The organism is Pontibacter burrus (assembly GCF_010686685.1).
In the GTDB taxonomy this organism is placed as follows: domain Bacteria; phylum Bacteroidota; class Bacteroidia; order Cytophagales; family Hymenobacteraceae; genus Pontibacter; species Pontibacter burrus.
Genome location: NZ_JAAGWD010000007.1, coordinates 73,196 through 94,537, shown reverse-complemented (window position 1 = coordinate 94,537; position 21,342 = coordinate 73,196). Strand labels below are relative to the sequence as shown.

General features: G+C 47.6%; 17 protein-coding genes. 11 read left to right on the top strand and 6 right to left on the bottom strand.

Annotated elements, in window-relative coordinates; translation table 11 throughout:
- Window positions 1–34: 34 nt before the first annotated feature.
- The 4 genes from GXP69_RS15520 to GXP69_RS15505 all read right to left on the bottom strand — a co-directional run bounded on the left by GXP69_RS15520 (window position 35) and on the right by GXP69_RS15505 (window position 3,973).
- On the bottom strand, window positions 35–289 hold the full coding sequence (locus GXP69_RS15520) for a hypothetical protein (protein WP_163916005.1): 255 nt from the start codon (window positions 287–289) through the stop codon (window positions 35–37).
- A gap of 122 nt (window positions 290–411) precedes the next feature.
- The gene (locus GXP69_RS15515) at window positions 412–861 is read right to left on the bottom strand and encodes a 6-pyruvoyl trahydropterin synthase family protein (protein WP_163916004.1); all 450 of its coding nucleotides are present in this window, start codon (window positions 859–861) and stop codon (window positions 412–414) included.
- Window positions 862–864: 3 nt separating this feature from the next.
- Entirely contained in the window at window positions 865–2,676 is a 1,812-nt protein-coding gene (locus GXP69_RS15510; protein WP_163916003.1) for a nitronate monooxygenase family protein, read from the bottom strand.
- 40 nt (window positions 2,677–2,716) lie between these two features.
- Entirely contained in the window at window positions 2,717–3,973 is a 1,257-nt protein-coding gene (locus tag GXP69_RS15505; protein ID WP_317164602.1) for a proline dehydrogenase family protein, read from the bottom strand.
- Between the two features lie 377 nt (window positions 3,974–4,350).
- On the opposite strand from GXP69_RS15505, the gene GXP69_RS15500 reads away from it, so the two are divergent.
- From GXP69_RS15500 to GXP69_RS15490, 3 genes are read left to right on the top strand one after another with little or no spacing between them, the layout of a single operon-like run.
- On the top strand, window positions 4,351–4,980 hold the full coding sequence (locus GXP69_RS15500; RefSeq protein WP_163916002.1) for a thioredoxin family protein: 630 nt from the start codon (window positions 4,351–4,353) through the stop codon (window positions 4,978–4,980).
- Between the two features lie 10 nt (window positions 4,981–4,990).
- Complete coding sequence (locus GXP69_RS15495) at window positions 4,991–5,452, top strand: hypothetical protein (RefSeq protein ID WP_163916001.1); 462 nt, start codon at window positions 4,991–4,993, stop codon at window positions 5,450–5,452.
- A gap of 3 nt (window positions 5,453–5,455) precedes the next feature.
- A complete protein-coding gene (locus tag GXP69_RS15490) occupies window positions 5,456–6,775 on the top strand; it encodes a hypothetical protein (protein ID WP_163916000.1) in 1,320 nt (439 codons plus the stop codon).
- Window positions 6,776–6,835: 60 nt separating this feature from the next.
- Here the strand turns inward: GXP69_RS15490 and GXP69_RS15485 are convergent, their stop codons facing one another.
- A complete protein-coding gene (locus GXP69_RS15485; RefSeq protein WP_163915999.1) occupies window positions 6,836–7,231 on the bottom strand; it encodes a group III truncated hemoglobin in 396 nt (131 codons plus the stop codon).
- 98 nt (window positions 7,232–7,329) lie between these two features.
- Window positions 7,330–10,605 carry a vitamin B12-dependent ribonucleotide reductase gene (locus GXP69_RS15480; RefSeq protein ID WP_163915998.1) on the bottom strand — a complete coding sequence of 1,092 codons (3,276 nt, stop codon included), beginning with the start codon at window positions 10,603–10,605 and terminating at the stop codon, window positions 7,330–7,332.
- Window positions 10,606–10,783: 178 nt separating this feature from the next.
- Between GXP69_RS15480 and ric the strand changes: the two genes are divergently transcribed.
- The 8 genes from ric to GXP69_RS15440 all read left to right on the top strand — a co-directional run bounded on the left by ric (window position 10,784) and on the right by GXP69_RS15440 (window position 21,342).
- A complete protein-coding gene (ric, locus tag GXP69_RS15475) occupies window positions 10,784–11,743 on the top strand; it encodes an iron-sulfur cluster repair di-iron protein (RefSeq protein WP_163915997.1) in 960 nt (319 codons plus the stop codon).
- Window positions 11,744–11,852: 109 nt separating this feature from the next.
- Entirely contained in the window at window positions 11,853–12,356 is a 504-nt protein-coding gene (locus GXP69_RS15470; RefSeq protein WP_163915996.1) for a hemerythrin domain-containing protein, read from the top strand.
- 3 nt (window positions 12,357–12,359) lie between these two features.
- Window positions 12,360–13,178 carry a DUF2249 domain-containing protein gene (locus GXP69_RS15465; protein WP_163915995.1) on the top strand — a complete coding sequence of 273 codons (819 nt, stop codon included), beginning with the start codon at window positions 12,360–12,362 and terminating at the stop codon, window positions 13,176–13,178.
- Window positions 13,179–13,185: 7 nt separating this feature from the next.
- Window positions 13,186–14,493, top strand: coding sequence for a hypothetical protein (locus tag GXP69_RS15460; protein WP_163915994.1), 1,308 nt, complete (start codon window positions 13,186–13,188; stop codon window positions 14,491–14,493).
- Window positions 14,474–14,794: a metal-sulfur cluster assembly factor gene (locus tag GXP69_RS15455; protein ID WP_163915993.1), complete on the top strand. Its 321-nt coding sequence runs from the start codon at window positions 14,474–14,476 to the stop codon at window positions 14,792–14,794. The genes GXP69_RS15460 and GXP69_RS15455 overlap by 20 nt, the downstream gene beginning before the upstream one ends.
- A 41-nt stretch (window positions 14,795–14,835) precedes the next feature.
- Window positions 14,836–15,282, top strand: a complete 447-nt coding sequence (locus GXP69_RS15450) for an RrF2 family transcriptional regulator (protein ID WP_163915992.1) — start codon at window positions 14,836–14,838, stop codon at window positions 15,280–15,282.
- A 343-nt stretch (window positions 15,283–15,625) separates the two neighbouring features.
- Window positions 15,626–17,179, top strand: a complete 1,554-nt coding sequence (locus GXP69_RS15445; RefSeq protein ID WP_163915991.1) for a GAF domain-containing protein — start codon at window positions 15,626–15,628, stop codon at window positions 17,177–17,179.
- 35 nt (window positions 17,180–17,214) lie between these two features.
- Entirely contained in the window at window positions 17,215–21,342 is a 4,128-nt protein-coding gene (locus GXP69_RS15440) for a chemotaxis protein CheB (RefSeq protein WP_163915990.1), read from the top strand.

Sequence of the window (21,342 nt, the reverse complement as noted above, 5' to 3'; positions counted from 1 at the left end):
GGTTATAGTTTGCGCTCCTGTTTTGTTTTACTCGCTAGTGTTTTCGGTGTTGTTGCTGTCGCTGCTGTTCCTCCGCCGCTGATGAAAGGGTATCTACTTCCAATCGTCCGGTGTCTTCCAATCCTTCCAGTTGCGGACTGATTTCTTCCCCCGATCCGATCTCTACATCATTTTCACCGGCAGCTTCTTCGGTTCTGGTTGCTTCGTTATCCGATTCTTTGTTAGTTGTGTTCGTATCGTTGCAGGCAAACGCGAAAAATCCTAACCCAATTATCAATATCTTTTTCATAGCTCAACTAGTTGGTAAACTATAAAAAACGAGCTATAAATCAGATAGTTGCAGTAAAGGTTTAAACTATAGTTTAAGCAGAACGATACAAAGATTTACGCAAAAAGCGCGAACTATGAATACTATAGTTCATCCGAAGCATACCATTCTGCAAAAGAACTGGCAGTTTCCCAGAGCTTTAAACTATGGAGTGCAATGTGTTCGGGCATTTGCTTTCGCAATCTGGTTTTAAAGTCCAGCAACATGTTTTCGCAGGTAGGTTGGTAAGTTGTAAGCACCAGTTTATGATGTAGTTTTCGCAATGTATCCACCAGTTCTGCATCGCTGTCTTCGCGTAAAAGCAGGGCATGGTCCAGCTCGTCAACTATAGTTCGGTTCACCAGCTTTTTAAGTTCCCCAAAGTCCATCACCATCCCGTTTTTCGGGTCAGCTTCATTGTCCAGGGGCGTGCCAACTATAGTTACCTGCAGCTTGTAGGAGTGCCCGTGAATGTTGCTGCAGGGGCCATCGTAGTGGTGCAGAGCATGCGCCATCTCAAACCTAAAAAGGCGTGTTAACCTGATCTTTACCATCGTTTACACAACAGCTTTCTGCAGGCGGGCCTGCAATAATTGCTCTTCTGCTTCCAGCAGTTCTTCCAGCATCAGAACCTGCCGCTCCAGTTCATCTTTAAAAATTGCCGGCAACTGCTCTTTGTAATACTGAATGCCCTGCTGCAGATTATCCCAGAAGCTCTGCAGGTATTTGTATTGCTTGTCGGTTAAAGTCTCAAGCTGCTCCGCTTTCTTGTTTTTCCAGTAGCTGATGTACATGGTCAGCTCGTTCACGAACATGTGCGGGCGGTATGTATTGTTCAGCGCGTTGAAACGTCCGTAGATGTGGTCGACCATTTCCTGCAACTTAAAAATACCAGAAAAATAGGCCAGGTTAGGGCCCGGACATATAGTGACCGCTTTGGATGCCGCTTTTTTGCCTATGTTGAGTAAGTGCAGGGCAGAGTTGGCCAATCCTTCGCAGAGACATTCTTTTGCCAGTACTTTGGCTTCCTCGGCCAGGTACGTGATCGTGTCAAGCTGCTGTGCTTTCAGTTGCTCCAGTTTGCGGCGCTGGTATTTGCGTGATGCCGTGCAGATTGGCTCATCGGTAAATTCTGTATCAGAAACCAGGTGCTTTTTAATGCAGGGGCTGCCAGGTTTTCCTTTGTCGGCACGCTCTTTTTTAAGCTGTTCACCAGAGGTATTGCGCATGGCATTAAATGGCACACCTAGCGGTGAGATCGGGCTCAGGTAAAGATCCTCTGATCGGGCTGCTACCAGTTGCTGCAGCGTTGGCTCGTCTACGGTTGTAGCTTCCGGTACCAGCAGAAAAGGCGTTCCCCAGCCGGTTGCATCTACGCTATAGTGTTCCATCAGGAATTGCTGTTCCTGTGCAGTGCCAATGCCGCCTTGCATTGTGAGGCGTTGTACAGGTATCTCAGCTGGAACATGTATGCCTTTGCTGGCAAGCGCCGAGCTGAACATGCTGTATAGTTCGTTGCGGAGCGCCTGGCGGTTTTGCTTGAATTCCTCCAGAATCGGGCCGATCAGGTAACCGTCTGTAGCGAAGGCATGCCCTCCGCAATTAAGGCCTGACTCGATGCGAAACTCTGATACCCACAGTCCTTTCTTGGCAAGTATTTTCCCCTGTACCAGCGCCGAACGGTAATCGCTTACTTTAATGATGATCTTTTTGGCAAACAGTCCCGCATTGTCAGGTAAAAAGGCCGGAAACTGATCGATATAACTATAAAGGCGCATGTTCATGCCAGCCGAGAAAACGACAGATGCACGAACCGTACTGTTGGCAAAACCACGCAGCGCTGCCAGGGCATCTGTGTACTCCTGCGGCAATGGCTCGCCTTGCTTGCTATAGTTGGTTTTGTCCAGCTTGGTCATAATGTTTACATCTATGCTGCCAGCAACTATAGCATCGCGGAGTTCTTCCTGTAGTTGTTCTTTCCAGGCAGGGTCTGTTACACCCAGCATCTGCAGGTACTGTTCTTTCAGTGCTGAGGTATCGGGTAGCAGCTCGAAATATTTGGTAAGCTCAGACTCAGGTGTAAATTCCTGCAGTTTCAGTTCCAGTATTTGCTGCGTTACCAGCTCATCCATCAGGTTCAGGTAAGCGGTTGTGCGGCGTGCTCTGTAGTCTTCCTCTTTCGGTGTGATAGGGGTGAACTCCCTGTTGTATAGTTTGCTGTAGTGCTCACGCATCTGCTCCAGCAGCATATCATCACTCAGCGAAACCACCGAAGAAATACCAAAACGAGCCACTTTAAGTGGCGAATCAATAGAAAAGGCAAGCCCCATTACGGGAATGTGAAAAGTGTGCGGTGTGGGTTGTAACATGCGTATCGTTAGATGTTTTATAGTTGCTTTATTGGTGTATCTATAGTTCTCGGCGGCGCATTTCCTGCTCCAGCAGCTGTAGTTCGCGCCCCATTTGCCCGGCAATGGATGTGTTTTCTTCGGCTCTCCTGATCAGGTAAGGCACTGCCGTAGCCACATCGCCATAAGGCAGGTATTTAGAAGCATTATAACCGGCGGCAGCCAGGTTGAAGGTCAAGTTATCGCTCATGCCATATAGTTGCGAAAAATGGATGCGGTGCCGGTATTGCTTCAGTCTTTCATCTTCCATTCTGCTGGTAAGGTAGGTGGTGCTGTACTCGTTGTGCGTGGCAGCACATAGCTCCAGCCGGTGTATGTTTTCCAGGCAGATATCGATGGCTCTGTTGAAGCTGTTGTCAGTGTCTGTTTTTTTTGTAAATACCGGGCAAGGGTAACCATATTTCTGTGCCCGTTCCTGCTCTTTTTCGAGGTAGGCGCCCCGCACTATTTTAATGCCCAGCACTATAGTTTCATTTTTAAACCGGTCGAGGCAAGCTTCCAGGTAAGCTACTCGGTCGGTGCGGTACATCTGCAAGGTGTTGAATACAACAGCCCTGTTTTGATTGTACCGACGCATCATTTCTTCAGCCAGTTCATCCATCGGGTTCTGCATCCAGCTCTCCTCGGCATCGATGTACAAAGTTATACCAGCCTGCTCAGCTGCGTGGCAAACAGCATCAAGCCGTTCTCTCGTCCGCTTATAAGCTTCTTTTTGCTGTAGTGTTAGAGTTTCGCGGTAGTGCAGCTTCTGGAAAATGGATTTATGACCGATACCTGTAAGCTTAACACTGATGTAGGTAAAGGCCTTTGTGTCTTTAGCCAGCTGGATGTTGCGTAGGATCTCATCACGCACCATGTCGAAGCCAGCTTCTGTTTCCTGCGCCTCGGCAGCATAGTCCAGCACGGTTTGTACGCGGGCTGAGGCAAGTTTTTGTATAACCTGCTGTGCTTCGCGTGCGGTTTCGCCGCCACAGAATAGTTTGTATACCGTTTGTTTGATCAGGCCTTTAATGGGCAGACGCAGTTTCAGCGCCAGGTTGGTTGCAGCACCGCCCACCTTTACCAGCGTAGGATTTTGCATCAGACTGTAAAGCCGGTGAGCCAGCTTGAGTTCTCCGTCTGATCGGGTGCAGAAAGCTACCTGCAGGTCGTCTGGTTTAAATTGCTGCCGGATCTCTGTTATAGTTGCCATGGAATTTGTTGTCTGTAGTTTAATTTCTTTTGCAGATTCTTTGCAGCCGCCCTGGCTGTCTGCCACAACACCCGCCAACCTCAGTAATCCATCGTTTATAAAAGCTTGCCGGTGTAGTAAGACTATAGTTTGGATTGATCATGGTGCTTCATTTTGTTCGAACAATAGCAACCTAATTATAGCTTGTATCCGGCCAGGGCCAGCGAGACCGAACTGACTAAGGCACAATTGTGCACTCCAAACATGTTTGCAAGGTAAGGGCAAGCCGTACGCTTATAAATGAGCAGTATCAGCAGCAAAAGTGATAAAGGTCATTTTTTTGAATGAAGTTATTGGGGCTCATAGTTGTTGACAGGATTATATAGCAAAGTGATATGTATCATTTTATGCAACAGTACTTTATAGTAGACTTGCAGTAGCAATTTCAACTACTCCTGATCAACATGAATACACGACCATACCAGCTGGTAAACCCAATGAACTACCAGCAATACCGTATACTAACCGAAGCCCTTACAGCAGTACATAGAACCACAGGAATAGAGCAGTCGGATGAGAAAATTGCATTTACAGCGCTTAACCTGCAACGTATGAAGCGGGTGGAAAAGCAGTTTGAACTGGACACGCAATTAGAGGAACTTATAAAGCAGGATGGCGTGAACTGGAACTGGCTGGTGCTGGTAGAGAGCTGGTGTGGCGATGGAGCACAATTGCTACCGGCCATTGCCTCTATTGCACACGCTGCACCCGGTATTAAGCTTACCGTATTGCTGCGCGATGAGAACCCTGAGCTGATGGACACCTGCCTGACAAATGGAAGTCGCGCCATCCCGAAACTGATATGCGAGGATGCGGCTACGGGTGAACGTATTTTTACTTGGGGGCCTCGACCAACAGCCATCCAGAAACAGGTGAATCAGTTAAAAGCCAGTTATCCTGAGATCAGCCATGCAGAGCTGGTGCAGCAGATACATTTGTGGTATGCCAAAGATAAGAGTAAAGCCCTGCAGCAGGACCTGACAAGGCTTGTGCAGGATGCGCTGGAAAAGCAGGTGATGTCAACAGAAATTTAATACAGGTGTTATGAAGATCTCAGCTTTAATTATTGTACTTGCATGCATGTTTACTGCCTGCAGCCGTCAGCACGACACACAGGTTGCGCACAACCCTGCCGAACATGCAGCAGCGACTGAGCAAAAGGCTACGGCCGAACTGGCCCTTAACGGAGAAGAGCGCTGGCATGCCGATGAAGCAACCAACGAGAACATAGCGCAGTTGCAGCAACTGATGCAGGACCACCTGAGGTTGCCAGACTATAACTCCGTAGAAGCAGTAAGTGAACTTGGCAGCCTTATGCAGAGCGGATTTCAGGAGGTATTTGATGAGTGCAGGATGAAAGGACCCGAACACGATATGCTTCACGTATACCTGATGCCGATGCTGGACGATGTGAAAGCGCTGAATGCTGATAACCTGGATAGCGCCATTGCAGCACGCGACCGTCTTGCAAAAAGGCTGGACTTGTACCAGACCTATTTTAAATAATTGATGCCCTTAACCGGAGAGTTTACTGAGAACAATATAAGCAGATGGCGGCTTGCGCTGTTATCGGCATTGCTAAGTCTGGTCGTTATTGCGCTGCTGGGTTTGGTGCTGCGCTATACTTTTGTAGGCGCTGTTCCAGGTATCAACTATAAGTACCTGCTGCACGCGCACTCGCATGTAGCCTTATTGGGGTGGCTTTATCCGGTAATTTTTATTGCATTGGTGCATGCCTACCTGCCACCAGAAATGGGAAGTCGGAAAGTCTATAGTTGGCTGTTCTGGTTATCGCAATTCTCGGTGCTTGGTATGCTGCTGAGCTTTCCGGTGCAGGGCTATGGCGCTGTTTCCATTATCTTTTCTACAGTACATATTCTGCTCAGTTACTGGTTTGCTTACAGGGTCTTAATGGATTCTAAAGAAGCCCGCGTTACAGCAGGCGAGCATCGTTTTTCTTTCCGGTTTATTAAAGCTGCACTACTTTTCCTGGTGATTTCGTCGCTGGGGCCTTGGGCGATGGGTCCTATTATGGCGACTGGCAATAGCTTTACCGAACTATACTACAACGCCATTTACTTTTACCTGCACTTCCTGTACAATGGCTGGTTTGCCTTTGCTGTGTTGGGCCTGCTTTTCTGGTTGCTTGAGAAATATCAGGTCAGCTTTAACCGTAACTATAGTTTATGGTTTTTCAGGCTGATGTTCTGGGCGTGTTTTCCGGCTTATCTGTTGTCGGTGCTTTGGATCAAACCGGATGCTATATTTTATGTCGTGGCAGGAGTGGCAGCTATAGCTCAGGTTGCAGCTTTGGTAATTTTAACAGCTATAGTTTGGCCGATTCGGAGTCAGATCTATAGTTTGTTCAGGAGTTGGGCGAAGCCTCTAGTTGTACTTGCCGCTATTGCTTTCGTGCTGAAAATAATCATGCAGTTTGCCACTGCTTTCCCATACATGGCCGACCTGGCGTATAACCTGCGCAACTTTATTATCGGCTACCTGCACCTGGTGCTTATTGGGTTTGTAAGCTTTTTTATGCTGGCTTTTATGGCGCAACAAGGTTGGCTGAACTATAGCAGTAAGCTAAGCAAATGGGGAATGAGTGTTTTTATAGTTGGCTTTATCTCCAGCGAAGCATTGCTGTTTTTGCAGGGCATTTTTTATTGGGTAGGTTTAGGGGAGATTCCGAGTTACCACACCTTGCTTTTTGCTGTGAGCATATTATTACCAGTAGGCATAATATTGTTCTTTATAGCACAGCTAACGCAGCGCAATCAGGCTAACTATAGTTCCGAAAATCTGTCCGACCGGGAGCTGAGAGAAGCATAAAAAAGCCCACGTTGTATCGGCAACGTGCGCTTTTTGGTAAACTATAGTTGATGTGTAGAACTATAGAATTGCCCGGTGCTGGTTCTTTTTATAGTACTCGATCTTGCTGGCAAACATATCGGCCATTTTCTCTGCTCTCCACTTGGCTTCGGCAGCTTTTTCGCCTTCAAATAGCTCATCTATCGTTGTAAAAAATATCAGCAACCAACGCTCGAAATGTTCTGCGCCAACCGGCAAGGTAATGTGCTTTTGTCCGGGGGCGCCCTGGTACGTCAATTCGCCCAGCAATACAGTTTGCCAGAAGCGATACATAATATCCAGGTGTATCGGCCAGCGGTCCTGTATGCGCTCATCAAACACTGGTCCCAGTAACTCATCGGCACGCACGCGGGTGTAAAAGGTGTCCACCAGCAGTTTCACATCATCCAAGGTCAGTATATCGTGTTTCTCTGTCATTTTCATTACTTCTTCACAATTTTGTCATCTCGACCATAGGAGAGATCTGAATCAAAAGTATCAGATTTCTCACTACCGTTCGAAATGACAAAAATACATTAACTACAGCCCAAACTATTACCGCAGTTCAGGCATTTGTAACAGGTGCCGGAGCGGATGGTGATGTGCCCGCATACGTTGCAGGCCGGGGCATCTCCCATCATGTTGGCCAGTACTTGTTGCGTTTGCTCCATCAATACGGTGCGGCTCTTAGTTACAACACTATAACAGTTGGGATTAGTTTGATTAACCGGTTTCTCAACTATAGTATTCGCTGGCTCGGGCAGCGGTTCGTTTATGATTTCGGGCTCCTGTGGCTGCACGTGTACCAGGTCGGTGCGGTTCAGGTATTCAAAACCAAGCAAGCGGAACACATAGTCAAATACCGAAGTGGCTGATTTTATGTTCGGATGCTCTACGCGACCGGCCGGCTCGAAACGGGTAAAGGTAAAGCGGTTCACAAACTCCTCCAACGGCACACCATACTGCAGACCCAGCGACACCGAAATAGCGAAACAGTTGAGTATAGACCGGAACGAAGCCCCTTCTTTGTACATGTCAATAAACAGTTCGCCCAACTCGCCATTCTCATACTCGCCGGTGCGGATGTAAACGGTGTGGCCGTCAATTTTAGCTTTCTGGGTAAAACCGTTGCGCTTGTCCGGTAACTTTCTTCGCTCTACCATACGCGATAATTCCTGACGGAATACTTCGTTGGCAGATTCGGAAAGGATGGCTTGTGCTGCTTTCAGCACCTGTTCGGCGTTGTATTTTTCATCAGCTTTTTCCGATTTTTCTTCCTCTTCCGAGTTGCTGGATTTGGAATAAAGCGGCTGCGAAAGTTTGCTGCCGTCGCGGTAAATAGAACAGGCTTTCAACCCAAGTTCCCACGACAGTTCGTAGCTTCTGGCAATGTCGTCAGGCGTTACTTCGTTCGGTAGGTTGATGGTTTTCGAGATCGCTCCGGAAATGAACGGCTGCACGGCTGCCATCATTTTAATATGTCCATCGGCATGGATAAAGCGTTTGCCTTTGCTGCCGCAGCGGTTGGCACAATCAAAAACAGGATAGTGCTCTGCTTTTAAGTGAGGTGCGCCTTCCACAGTCATGGTGCCGCACACATAATCGTTGGCCTCTTCAATTTGTCTGAAACTATAGCCAACCGCCTGCAGCAAGTTAAAGTCCGGTTTCTGGTACTGCGCTGAACTATAGCCTAAGCGTTCTAAACATGCTTCGCCCAACGTAAAGGCACTGAACAGCGAGGTTACATCATAGGCCGTGGCCACCGCATTTTCCAGCTTTTCAATTTCCGCATTGGTAAAGCCTTTAGCCTTTAAACTTTCCGGGTTGATGTGCGGAGCGCCTTTTAACGTGGCATGACCTTTGGCGTAGTTAACTATAGTTTCGATCTCTTCTGAACTATAGCCCAGCTTTTTAAGCGCCCCCGGTATAGACTGGTTGATGATCTTGAAGTAACCGCCGCCGGAAAGTTTTTTATACTTCACGAGCGCATAATCTGGTTCAACGCCTGTCGTGTCACAGTCCATCAGCAAACCTATAGTTCCGGTTGGGGCAATAACGGTAGCCTGCGCGTTGCGGTAACCGTATTTCTCGCCTTGTGCTAATGCCTGATCCCATGCCTGCTGGTTGGCTTTCAGCAAATAATCCGGGCATAATTGCTGATCTAATCCAACTGGTTTAATGCTTAGTTGCTCATAGTTGTCTGCCTCGTTATAAGCAGCGTAGCGGTGGTTACGGATCACGCGGAGCATGGCCTCACGGTTGATGTCGTATTTGGCAAAAGCACCCAAGGTAGCGGCCATTTCGGCGGAGGTACGGTAAGCGGTACCAGTCATTAAAGAGGTAATGCCAGCTGCCAAGGCACGCGCTTCGTTGCTGTCGTAGGGCAGGCCCTGCACCATCAACAAAGCACCTAAGTTAGCATAACCTAACCCGATGGTTCTATAGTCGAAAGAGCGCTGCGCCACGGCTTCGGAAGGGAACTGCGCCATCAAAACTGAGATCTCCAATACTACAGTCCACAGGCGGCAAGCGTGCTCAAAAGCGGCTACATCAAATTGTTGTTTCTTCTCATCAAAAAAGCGCATCAAATTCAGTGAGGCCAGGTTGCAGGCTGTGTCGTCCAGGAACATGTATTCCGAACAGGGGTTCGATGCGTTTATTCTGCCTTCTGCCGGGCTGGTGTGCCACTCATTTATAGTGGTGTCGAACTGCACGCCCGGGTCAGCGCAGGCCCAGGCAGCATCGGCAACCTGTTTCCATAAGTTACGGGCTGGTATCGACTTGAGAATTTTACCATCGGTGCGGGCTTTCAGGAGCCAGTCGCCGTTCTCTTTCAGGGCTTTAAAAAAGGTGTTCGGTACCCGGATAGAGTTATTGGAGTTCTGGCCCGACACGGTAGCATACGCTTCGCCTTCGTAATCCGAAGAATAACCGGCCGCAATCAGCGCAGCAACTTTTTTCTCTTCTTCTTTCTTCCAGTTGATGAATTCCTGAATTTCGGGGTGATCTAAATCAAGGCACACCATTTTAGCGGCGCGTCGCGTCGTGCCACCCGATTTTATAGCGCCAGCCGCCCGGTCGTTCACTTTCAGAAACGACATCAGTCCCGATGAAGAACCGCCGCCCGACAGTTTTTCGTCTTTGCCCCGCACATTCGAGAAGTTGGTACCCACCCCCGAGCCGTATTTAAAGATACGCGCCTCCTGGACCAGCGAGTCCATCAGGCCGCCTTTGTTCGCCAGGTCATCCTTCACCGACAATATAAAGCAGGCGTGTGGTTGTGGCCGCTCAAATGCAGAAGTGGATTCCTTCATTTCGCCGGTGTCAGGGTCTATATAATAATGCCCCTGCGCTTTGCCCGTAATGCCGTACGAACTATAGAGTCCGGTATTAAACCACTGTGGCGAGTTGGGCGCGGCATACTGGCCCAGCAGCATATACACCAGCTCATCATAAAATACCTGCGCATCCTGCTCTGTTGCAAAATAGCCATAGTTGCTGCCCCACTGTTTCCAGCAATCCACCAGGCGGTGCACTACCTGCTTTACCGATCTCTCAGCGCCGGTACTGCCATCGGGCTGCGGCACACCTGCTTTGAGTAAATATTTCTGGGCCAAAATATCGGTAGCGATCTGCGACCACTGTACCGGCACTTCCACGTCGGTTAGTTCGGTCACTACATCGCCGGCAGGGTTACGAATAGTGGATGAGCGAAGTTCATACTTATACTGCTCATAAGGCGACTTTTTGGTGCCGGTAAATTTTCTTTTAAAGGAGAGACCTTTCGCGCTGGGGCTGGCATTTTTTTTCATGAACAGGGTGGATTGACTGTGATTAATTCTGAATAGAAAGAAGTATTCAAAAGTGCTATATAGAATTACCAATAGAAATGACGAATGTCATTTTAATAAAAGACATTTTACTCTTTTTTTGTGCCATCAACTAAATACATTTGTAACAACAAGAAGTAAGACTTTTAATCTTAACGAAATGGAAAGCACAGAAACAATTAAAACACTGGACGTTACCGTACTGGAACCACGCATGAAGCACCCGACCATCTTCGAATGGTTTGATGCCTTAAAGGGTGGCGAAGCCTTTATTATCCACAACGACCACGATCCGAAACCGCTGTATTACCAGCTGTTAGGCGAGCGTGGCAACACCTTTAAATGGGAGTACCTGGAGCAGGGCCCGGAAGTATGGGAGGTACGCATTGCGAAACTGACACCAGCCGAAGGCGAGACTGTTGGCGAACTGGTGGCCAAAGATTACCGTAAAGCGCAGGTGTTTAAAAAATATGGTATTGACTTTTGCTGCGGCGGTAAAAAATCGGTGAAGCAGGTTTGCGAAGAAAAAGGCATCAGTCAGGATGAGCTGGAAGCCGAACTGATTGCCATGGACGAAGCCGAGAAAGCGCGTGAAGCTGAATACGATAAATGGGAGCCAGGCTTTTTAGCGGACTATATCGTGAACATGCACCACAAATATGTGCGCGAAGCCATCCCGGCCCTTTACGAATACACCACTAAAATTGCCCGTGTACATGGCCAGCGCCACCCAGAACTGCTGGAAGTTGTAAAGCACTTTACCAACGTGGCAAACGAGCTGGAATCACACATGCCGAAAGAAGAGCGCGTGCTATTCCCGTATATTAAACAGCTGGACGAAGCTAAAAAGAGCGGCGTGAAGTTAGAGCCTGCAGCATTTGGCTCTATCCAGAACCCGATCAACATGATGGAAATGGAGCACGACCACGCCGGCAACGAGCTGGAGCGAATTCGTGAACTGACCAACAACTATACCTTGCCGGCCGATGCCTGCGCGACATATACCGTAGCCTTCAAAAAACTGAAGGAGTTTGAAGACGACCTTTTCCGCCACATCCACTTAGAGAACAACATCCTGTTCCCGAAAGCGCTTGAGATGGAAAAAGAAGTAGTGAAGTAGTAGATGATTTATAGGATGCAGGGACTGGCAGGAATACTTAACTAACTTCCTGTTTTCTGACCGCCTGTCGGTCCCCAATTCCTGGCCTGACAATTAAACAACTATAGCTATGAACAAGACGATCACACCACAAAAAAGAGATAAAAGTTTAGTGCCGCTTTCGCGTGAGCACCACTTTGGTTTGCTGTTCTGCTGGAAGATCCGACAGGGTTTGAAGAACGGTACAGACCTGGAAGTACTGCGCAGTTACGTGCGGTATTTCTGGGAGAACATTCTGAAAGAACACTGCGATGAAGAAGAGTGGTTGCTGGAAAGGATCTTAAAAACCGATGATACGCTGCGCGGACGGCTGGCCGAAGAGCACAAACTTATTCATACGATTATAGAGCTGATCAAAGAAGGCAGCCCGATGAATAAGCAGTTGTTTGAAGTACTGGAACGCGACCTGACCGACCACATCCGGTGGGAAGAACGCGAACTGTTTCCGTACCTGCAGGCTGTAGTTGACCCGGAAGAACTGGCATCCAGTGCTGATCTCCTGAACCATAACCATGACCCGCGCCAGGACAATTTCACCCCTGAGTTCTGGTTAGCAAAGCCACAGGCAGCTTAGCATATGAACATTGCAGCCAATACCAAAATCTCGGCCCTGATAAAGGAAAACCCGGCGGCCATAGACGCAATTGCCAGTATCAACAAGCACTTTGAGAAACTTCGGAATCCGGTGCTGCGCAAGATACTGGCCTCGCGGGTAACTATAGCTGATGCTGCGCGCATTGGCGGCTGCGAAGTAGAGACCTTTTACCGGAAGCTGGAACCGCTCGGCTTTACAACTGGACAACAACATACAACCACGGCAATGAAAACTCCTGAAACTATAGTTGCTGATTTACCACCTTGCCTGGTTCAACTACCGGGAAACAAGCTTATTACCCTGGATGTGCGCCAGGATATAGCTGATGGCAACGACCCTTTCCGGAAGATTATGAGTGCAGTGGGAGAGATAACTGGTGATAAAGCATTGCTGATCATCAACACATTTGAACCGACACCGCTGATTGCCATCCTGAAAAAGAAGAACCTGCACTACTTTACCGATGTGAAGTCGCCGGACCTGGTGCATACTTATTTCTGGAAGGAAGGTGAAACTATAGCTGCTAGATCTAAAACTATAGCACCCGCTACAGTGACCTTTGAAGCTGCCGTGGCACGCTTTGCCGGCAAGGTAAAACGCATAAATGTGCGCCACCTGGAAATGCCACAGCCTATGGTAACTATACTAGATGAGCTGGAAGTATTGCCGACCGATGAAGCGCTGTATGTAGCGCATAAAAGAGTGCCGAAGTTCCTGTTGCCGCAACTGGAAGAACGTGGTTTTACTGTAGCAATAAATGACGTTGGCCCCAACGAAGTATACCTTTTAATTTATAGATAATAAAACGATGAGCGCTGCCACTACATCCAATTCGCCGGGCAAATGGGTTGTGCTGCCGCACTATGCATTTGCTGCCCTGGCTTTTGTGGCACTTAGCATCCTGTTGCTGTTCTCTACAGATGCTTTTGGCGGCCACTATTTTCACCCGAAACTGCTGACCCTAACACACGTGGCGGCATTGGGCTGGGCAACCATGCTTATTTTCGGGGCGCTGTACCAGTTGTTGCCCGTGGTGCTGGAGTGTAAACTATACTCCGAGAAGCTGGCAACTATAGCGTTCGGGTTTTTAGGAGCGGGTACCATACTGCTGGCCTGGTGCTTCTGGCATTTTGAGCTGGGGTATTTGATACACGTTGCTGCCTGTAGCCTGGTCATTTCCTTCACGCTTTTTACAATAAACGTAATCCAGACTGCACGGCTGGCACCTAAATGGACTATAGAGGCAGACTTCATCGTTACATCGGCTATCTGGTTGTTGTTAACGGGTATTGTTGGGCTGGTGATGGTGCTGAATTTCACTATGGCTTTTCTGCCGGTAGAGCACACCCATTACCTGAAACTGCATGCACACATTGGCATGGCCGGTTGGTTTTTACTACTCATTATTGGGGTAGGGGCTAAGCTGATACCGATGTTTCTGCTGGCTCATGCTGAGAACTTTAAAAAGCTGAACTGGAGCTATAACCTGATCAATGCCGGATTGGTGTTCTTCATTTTCGATCACCTGTTCTTTCATACTGCTTTGCTGCCGGTGTATGCGGGTTTGGTAGTAGTTGGTGTAGTGCTTTTCCTGCTGTTCGTTTACGAGACCAGCAAAACACGCCAGCGGCACGACGTGGATTTGGGTATGAAACAAACCTTTGTAGCGCTGGGCCTGCTGCTTTTGCCGCTGGTGCTGGTTATAGTTGTGAGTAGCAACTTAAACCTGCCGCAGCAACTGTTATCGTCTATTTACCTGGTGTATGGCATCTCAGTTTTCTTCGGGTTTGTATCTGCTATTATAGTAGGGCAAACTTTTAAAACCTTGCCGTTTATAGTTTGGATGCACGCTTACGAGAACTATGTAGGCCGTTTTAAAACACCGCTGCCCAAAGATCTCTATAACCATACTTTGCAGCGTTGCCTGAACATAACTTACCTGCTTGGCTTTCTACTACTGTTAACGGGAGTGCTGCTCCGCAACCAACAAGTAATTCTGGCCGGCGCTATTGGGTTTACACTCACATCGGTGCTGTATACTGTATCTGTTTTCCAATTACTATTACACAAAGTTCAGGAACTTAAACCTTTTACCTATGGAAACGCACGTGCCTGAGGATTTCGGAAACGAGGTATTCGAAACCCTGAAATACATCATCGACCCGGAAGTTGGCATAAACATAGTGGATCTGGGGCTTGTTTATGAAGTAAGTTTAGACGGCGACACCTTAGAAGTGAACCTAACGCTTACCACACCCGGCTGCCCGATGAGCGGAACTATAGTTAACGCAACAGAGCAGATCCTGCTGAAGCGATTCCCGAACCTGGACGTAAAAGTAAACCTGGTGTGGTCTCCACCGTGGTCTACCGAAATGATTACAGCAGAAGGAATGCGGCAACTGGAAGCAAAGAACTAACTTCGCAGCCGTACCAGTTTTTAGAGAATAAACGCTTTTCCATGTTATCGAAAACAACAGAATATGCCCTGCGCGCCATCGTGTATATTGCTATACAGGACGCACTAGGGCTTAAAACAGGTATAAAAGAAGTTGCTAAAGAACTAGAGTTACCGATGCACTTTATCGGTAAAATTCTGCAGGACATGGTACGCAAAGGCCTGATCGCTTCGATTAAGGGTCCTGGTGGTGGTTTTTTCCTTCATCGTCCCGCCGCCGAGATAAGCATATTGGAAGTAGTACAAACGATAGATGGCCTGGAAGCTTTCCGGAAATGCGGCATGGGCATGAAGCAATGCTCTGACCTGCATCCGTGCCCGTTGCACGACGAGATTAAAGCTTACCGCGAGCATTTACTCAGAGTGTTTAAAAGCAGAACTGTTCAGGATCTGGTAGATGGCATCAACACGGGTAAATACTTCATTACTAACTTGCAGGAAGAAGTTTAAAACTATAATCTATAAGTTGGCAGGATGCAGAATCTGAGTAACTTTATTTCAGCCTAATGCTGATTGCTCGTTCCGGGCATCAGTTCAAAACTATAGGTATATAATCAGGCAAACCCTTTAGCCAGAAGGGCACTTCTTTACAGGCCTAAAAGTAAGCGCCGGTTAGCTATGTTCTTATAAAACAGATGCTCCGTTTTAATGGCAGGCAACTCTGTTATTGTGGTAAATACGTAACTTGTTGTGGTTATTACGTAAATTTTATCCTAGTTAAAATTAAACTTTCTGCAGCTTAATGTGTATGTTTATGGCATTGCCACGTTGGTAAACGCTATAAATAGTACGAATGCAATACAGTCCAGCTCCAGTAAATATCCCGCTCGAAAAGAACTATGACTCAGAAGTTTGCGGAAGTATTCCCTTACACTTGGTCAATCTGATACAGCCGCATGGCATGTTGCTGGTGCTCGATAAACAGGAGTTACGGATTCTGCAAGCCAGTGCCAATACTGAGGTTTTTTTGCAGATTACAGCTGATGAGCTGCTTTCCAAGCCCTTTGCAAGCCTGATACAGGAGAGCCAGTTAGCTGAGATTACTTCCAAGCTGGGTGCCCATGCTAATCAGGATAAAATTCCGTTCACGCTCACGTTTATAGTTGATGGTGTAGAGAAATCCTTCACGTCTACTTTTTTACAGCATGCCGAGTACATTCTGGTAGAGCTTGAAGAAAGTAAACCTACCGTGCAGGAGTCGTTCATCAGTCTGTATCAGCATCTCAAGTACATCACTTCCCTGCTGAAAGAGCCGGAAACGATCCCGCAGGTGGCCCAGGTGGCAGCTGAGGAGCTTAAAAAGTTCAGTGGTTTTGATAAGGTAATGGTGTACCAGTTCGACCCGAGCTGGAACGGCATTGTGATAGCACAGGCCCGTGAAGAAGACATGGACGATTACTTTGACCTTCGTTTCCCGGCATCTGATGTGCCAAAGCAAGCCCGTGATCTGTACTTTAAAAACCCGTACCGCCTGATACCAACGCGCAACTATACGCCTGTGCGGCTGGTACCAGTGCTTAACCCAATCACGCATAAGTTTACCGATTTATCAGATTGCAGCTTACGCAGTGTAGCCAGTGTGCACCTGGAGTACCTGACCAACATGAATGTAGATGCTTCTATGTCGCTGCCCCTGATCATCGATAATAAATTGTGGGGATTGATCTCGTGCCATCATAAAACGCCGAAGTACCCGAGCTACGAAATGCGCTCTGCTATGGAACTGCTTTCCGGTATTCTATCTGCACAGTTGGAAGCCCGGCATAAAGAAGAAACGATGGCGCACCGAGTAAAGCTTCGTAGTGTACACGCCAGCCTGTTGGAGCAACTATACACCAGCACAAATTTTGCCGAAGGCTTACTGGAAGGAGAGACTACAATTCTGGAGCTTTTCGACCTGGCTGGAGCAGCCGTATTTTATGAAGGAACTGTGTGGGTTGCCGGCGAAACACCTTCGGAACAGGAAATGAGAGATCTGGTATCGTGGCTGCGTCGCAACAATGCAGGGGGCTTATATGTTACCAATGTGCTGCCGCAGGTTTACCCACATAGCAAGGCCTACCACACAATTGCAAGCGGGCTTTTAGCTATTCCTATAAACGCTGAACAAGGGGAATTTATTCTGGGTTTCCGTCCTGAAGTGCAGCAAACAGTAAACTGGGGCGGTAACCCTAACAACGCGATTCAAATGGAGCCAGACGGCAAAAGCTACCATCCGCGAAACTCTTTTGAGATCTATAAAGAAACGGTGAAATTTACTTCGCTTCCCTGGAATGCAGACGATGCCGATGCTGCAGAAACGCTACGGCACGCTGTTCTGGAGAAGCTGATGAAAGATAGATACTAGTGAAAGCCTGAAGCTATAATACGACTACCGCATACATGAAGTCAGTACCAGAAAAGTTACCAAAGACAATTGCCAAAACAACCAAAAGCGAGAAGGCAAAACCGGCCGACCACTACCTTGTGGGGATTGGTGCATCTGCGGGTGGCCTGGAAGCAATTCATGTGCTTTTCGATCACTTCCCTAATAACTCTAGTTTTTCGTTTGTGATCATTCAGCATTTGTCGCCTGACCATAAAAGTCTGATGGCGGAGCTGCTAAGCAAACACACCAGCATGCAAGTACTGGAAGCGGAAGACAACATGTTTACCAAGCCAAACTGCGTGTATGTGCTGCCAAGCGGGAAACAATTAACAATCGAGAACGGTCGCCTTCGCCTGACCGACAAAGCCCGTAGCCGTGAACCTAATTTTGCTATTGATCTCTTCTTTGAATCGATGGCCAGGAGCAGGGGCAAATATGCCATTGGTGTAGTTTTATCAGGAACCGGTACAGACGGAACAAAGGGAGCCAGGGCTATTAAAAAAGCAGGCGGCATGGTAGTAGTTCAGGACCCGGACACTGCCAGGTTTGATGGAATGCCCCGCAGCGCCATTGATGCCGGTAACGTGGACTATGTGCTTGCGCCGGAGCACATGCCCGAAGAAATTATCTCTTATACTCAAAAAATTCCGTTGCTCAGATCTCTGATAAACGATAACAAACAAGACCGCGATCAGGAAATTTTAAAAGAAATATTAGATCTGGTTTGCAACCACACCCAAACCGATTTTTCGGATTACAAGGAAGCTACCATTAACCGTAGAATACGGAAGCGGATGGATAGTTTAAAGGTTGCGGACCTGGCTGCTTATTTGGATTACCTGCATGAGAACCCAGGCGAAATTAAAAAGCTTTGCCAGGAATTCTTTATTAACGTAACCAGCTTCTTTCGCGACCTAGAAGCATTTGAACTGCTCGAAAGCGAAGTCATTCCGAAGATAATTGACAACAAGCCGGAAGACCAGCCTGTTAAAGTATGGGTGGCCGCCTGCAGTACCGGCGAAGAAGTATACTCGCTGGCTATGCTTTTTGCCGAAACCTACGAGAAGTTGGACAGAGAGCCTAACATAAAGCTTTTCGCTACGGACATAGATCAGCAGGCGATTACACAGGCATCAAAAGGCAGTTACCCTCTCAGTATTGCCAAGCATGTCTCAGCAGCCCGTCTGGAGCGTTTCTTCACCTTAAAGAACAACCGGTACATTGTAAAAGATGATATCCGGAAACTGGTGATTTTTGCGCAGCACGACCTACAGAAAGATCCGCCTTATAGTCGTATAGATTTGATTACATGCCGGAACATGCTCATTTACCTGAATGCAGAGTTGCAGAACAAGGTAATTGCATTGTTTCCGTATGCCCTTAACTTTGGTGGCTACCTGATGCTGGGGCCAAGCGAGCACATCGGCGATATGGGTTCTTACTTTAAAGAAGAGAACCGCAAATGGAAGCTGTTCCGCAAAACAAAAGAAAGCCAGCAGGCAGGCCGCCAGAAAGCCTATGGACTGAGCTATAACAACACAAACCATCTTCCACTGAGTCAGAATACCCAATATAAAAACGTATCGCTAGCGCTTTACAACAACTCGTTTATGGATGCCGTGGCCGAAGACTTTAAGGTAACGGCCCTTTATGTTGATGAGCAGTATCAACTGTTACATGGCATCGGCGATATAAATCGTTTCCTTAAATTCCCGGATAAGCGCCTGCATTTCAACCTGATTAAAATGGTGCCTGAAGAGCTGGCTGTCACGCTGAGTGTTGGCATCCGCAAGGCCCTGAAGCAGGACCGCAAGGTGGTAGCGCGACAGGTAACCGTAAAAATGGGCAAAAAGGAACAGCTTGTGCATGTTTCTATCAGGCCGGTAGCTGTTGATAAAGGACAGGCTAAAGTAATACTGGTGCTGTTGCAGGAACTTGGTGAAGTAACGCCGCTTCCAAAAGTATCAGACATGACCTTTGTATCGGATACAGACTATTATCAGCAACTTACCGCACTGGAAATGGAGCTGAAGGAAGTGCGCGAAAGCCTGCACATGACGGTACAGGATCTGAGTACATCCAACGAAGAGCTGCAATCGAGCAACGAGGAGCTGATGTCGAGCAACGAGGAGTTGCAGAGCTCCAACGAAGAGATGCAATCGCTCAACGAAGAACTGCATACTGTAAACTCAGAGCACCAGCTAAAAATAAAGGAACTGCAGGAACTGAACGAAGACCTGGATAACTATATCCGCAGCTCAAACATCGGGCAGCTGTTCCTGGACCATCACCTGGCTATCCGTAAGTTTACCCCGGCTGTTGGTAAGCTCATCAACATTATAGAAAGCGACCTGGGCCGCCCTATACACCACTTGTCGCATAACCTGAAGTATAGCCAGTTTATAGATGAGATAAAGAAGGTCAACAATACTTCGGCGGAAGTAGAGCAGGAGATAGAAACCCAGGATGGACGGTATTACCTGATGCGTATTATCCCATACCTGAAGCGGGATGGAAATAAGGATGGCATAGTAATCAGTTTTGTTGATGTAACAACCCTGAAGACACTGAGCAATGTAGTACAGGGCGTGCTGAACAGTTCGCTTAACAGTATTATGGCCTTCAAGGCGGTACGTGATGAGCGACGTAACATTGTTGACTTTAACTGGACATTGCTGAACAAAAAGGCCGAAGCTTTAATAGATGCATCACAGGCTGATCTGCTAAACAAGAGTGTGCTGGAGAGCATGCCCTACCTTAAAAAAGCAGGCCTGTTCCGCAAACTGGTGCAGGTAGCCGAAGAAGGCAAATCGTTCCATATTGAGCAGCAATTAGAGGTAAATGGTGACAAAACCTGGTACGAGCTGGCAGCTGTAAAAATGGGGGATGGTGTTACCCTGACGATGGGCGACGTTACCGTTAAAAAAAGCAGCGAAGACAAAGTGCTGATGGCCTATGAAGAGCTTAAAGCGGCAGAAGAAGACCTGATAAAGCTGAATAACGAGCTGGAGAAGCGGGTCGCAGAACGTACTGCTGCACTTGCCGCTAGCGAAGAGCGCTTCAGAATGGTGTCGATGGCGACGAACGATGTTATCCTGGACTGGAACCTGGTAACCAACGAAATCTGGTGGAGCGACAGCCTTAAAACCATGTTGGGCTACGAAATATCGGAGATGGGCGAAGGTGTAAACAGCTGGTTTAACCTGCTTCACCCCGATGACCGTAAGAAGGTAGTAAATGCTATAAATAACGTCATCAATACCGGTAAAGATCAATGGTCCGGGGAATACAGGATCAGAAAAGCGAACGGCACCTTTGCCTTTGTATCGAATAGAGCATACATTATGCACAACGAGTACCAGATGCCGTATCGTGTACTGGGCTCATTCATTGACCTTACTGACCTGAAAAATACCCAGGAAAAACTACAGCAGACCAACGAGCACCTGCTGCGCGTGATCGAAGACCTGGATACGTTTGTGTACACAGCCTCGCACGACCTGAAATCACCGATCGGGAACATAGAAGGCCTGATGTTATTACTGGAAGACCAGATCGCTACCGCAGGACCCATTCCCGGAGAGCCAACCGGACCTGTTTTTGAAATGATGAAAGGAGCTATAGTTCGTTTCAAGAATGTGATTCAGGACCTGACAGATATAGCAAAAGTGCAGCGCGACATTGATGGCGAGCCTGAACATGTGGATGTGCGTGAGGTGTTTGAGGATGTGAGGCAAAGTCTGCAGGACCAGCTATCTCATGAAAAAACCCAGGTTCAGGTTGATTTTGATGCTGCTCCCAAGGTTATTTTCTCTAAAAAGAACCTTCACAGCGTGCTGTATAACCTGATCAGCAATGCGATTAAGTACAAAGCAAAAGACAGAGATCCGGTAATCAGCATTAAAACGGAAGCAACCGATGGATTTATAAAGCTGTCGGTAAATGACAATGGCCTGGGAATTAACCCTGCCAACGTGTCGAAGTTGTTTATGCTGTTTAAGCGCTTCCACACGCATGTTGATGGTACAGGCATGGGACTTTACATTGTAAAACGCTTGATTGATAACTCCGGAGGATACATTGAAGTGATCAGTAACGAAGGAGAAGGCACAACCTTTGAACTTTACTTTAAAAACGTGTAA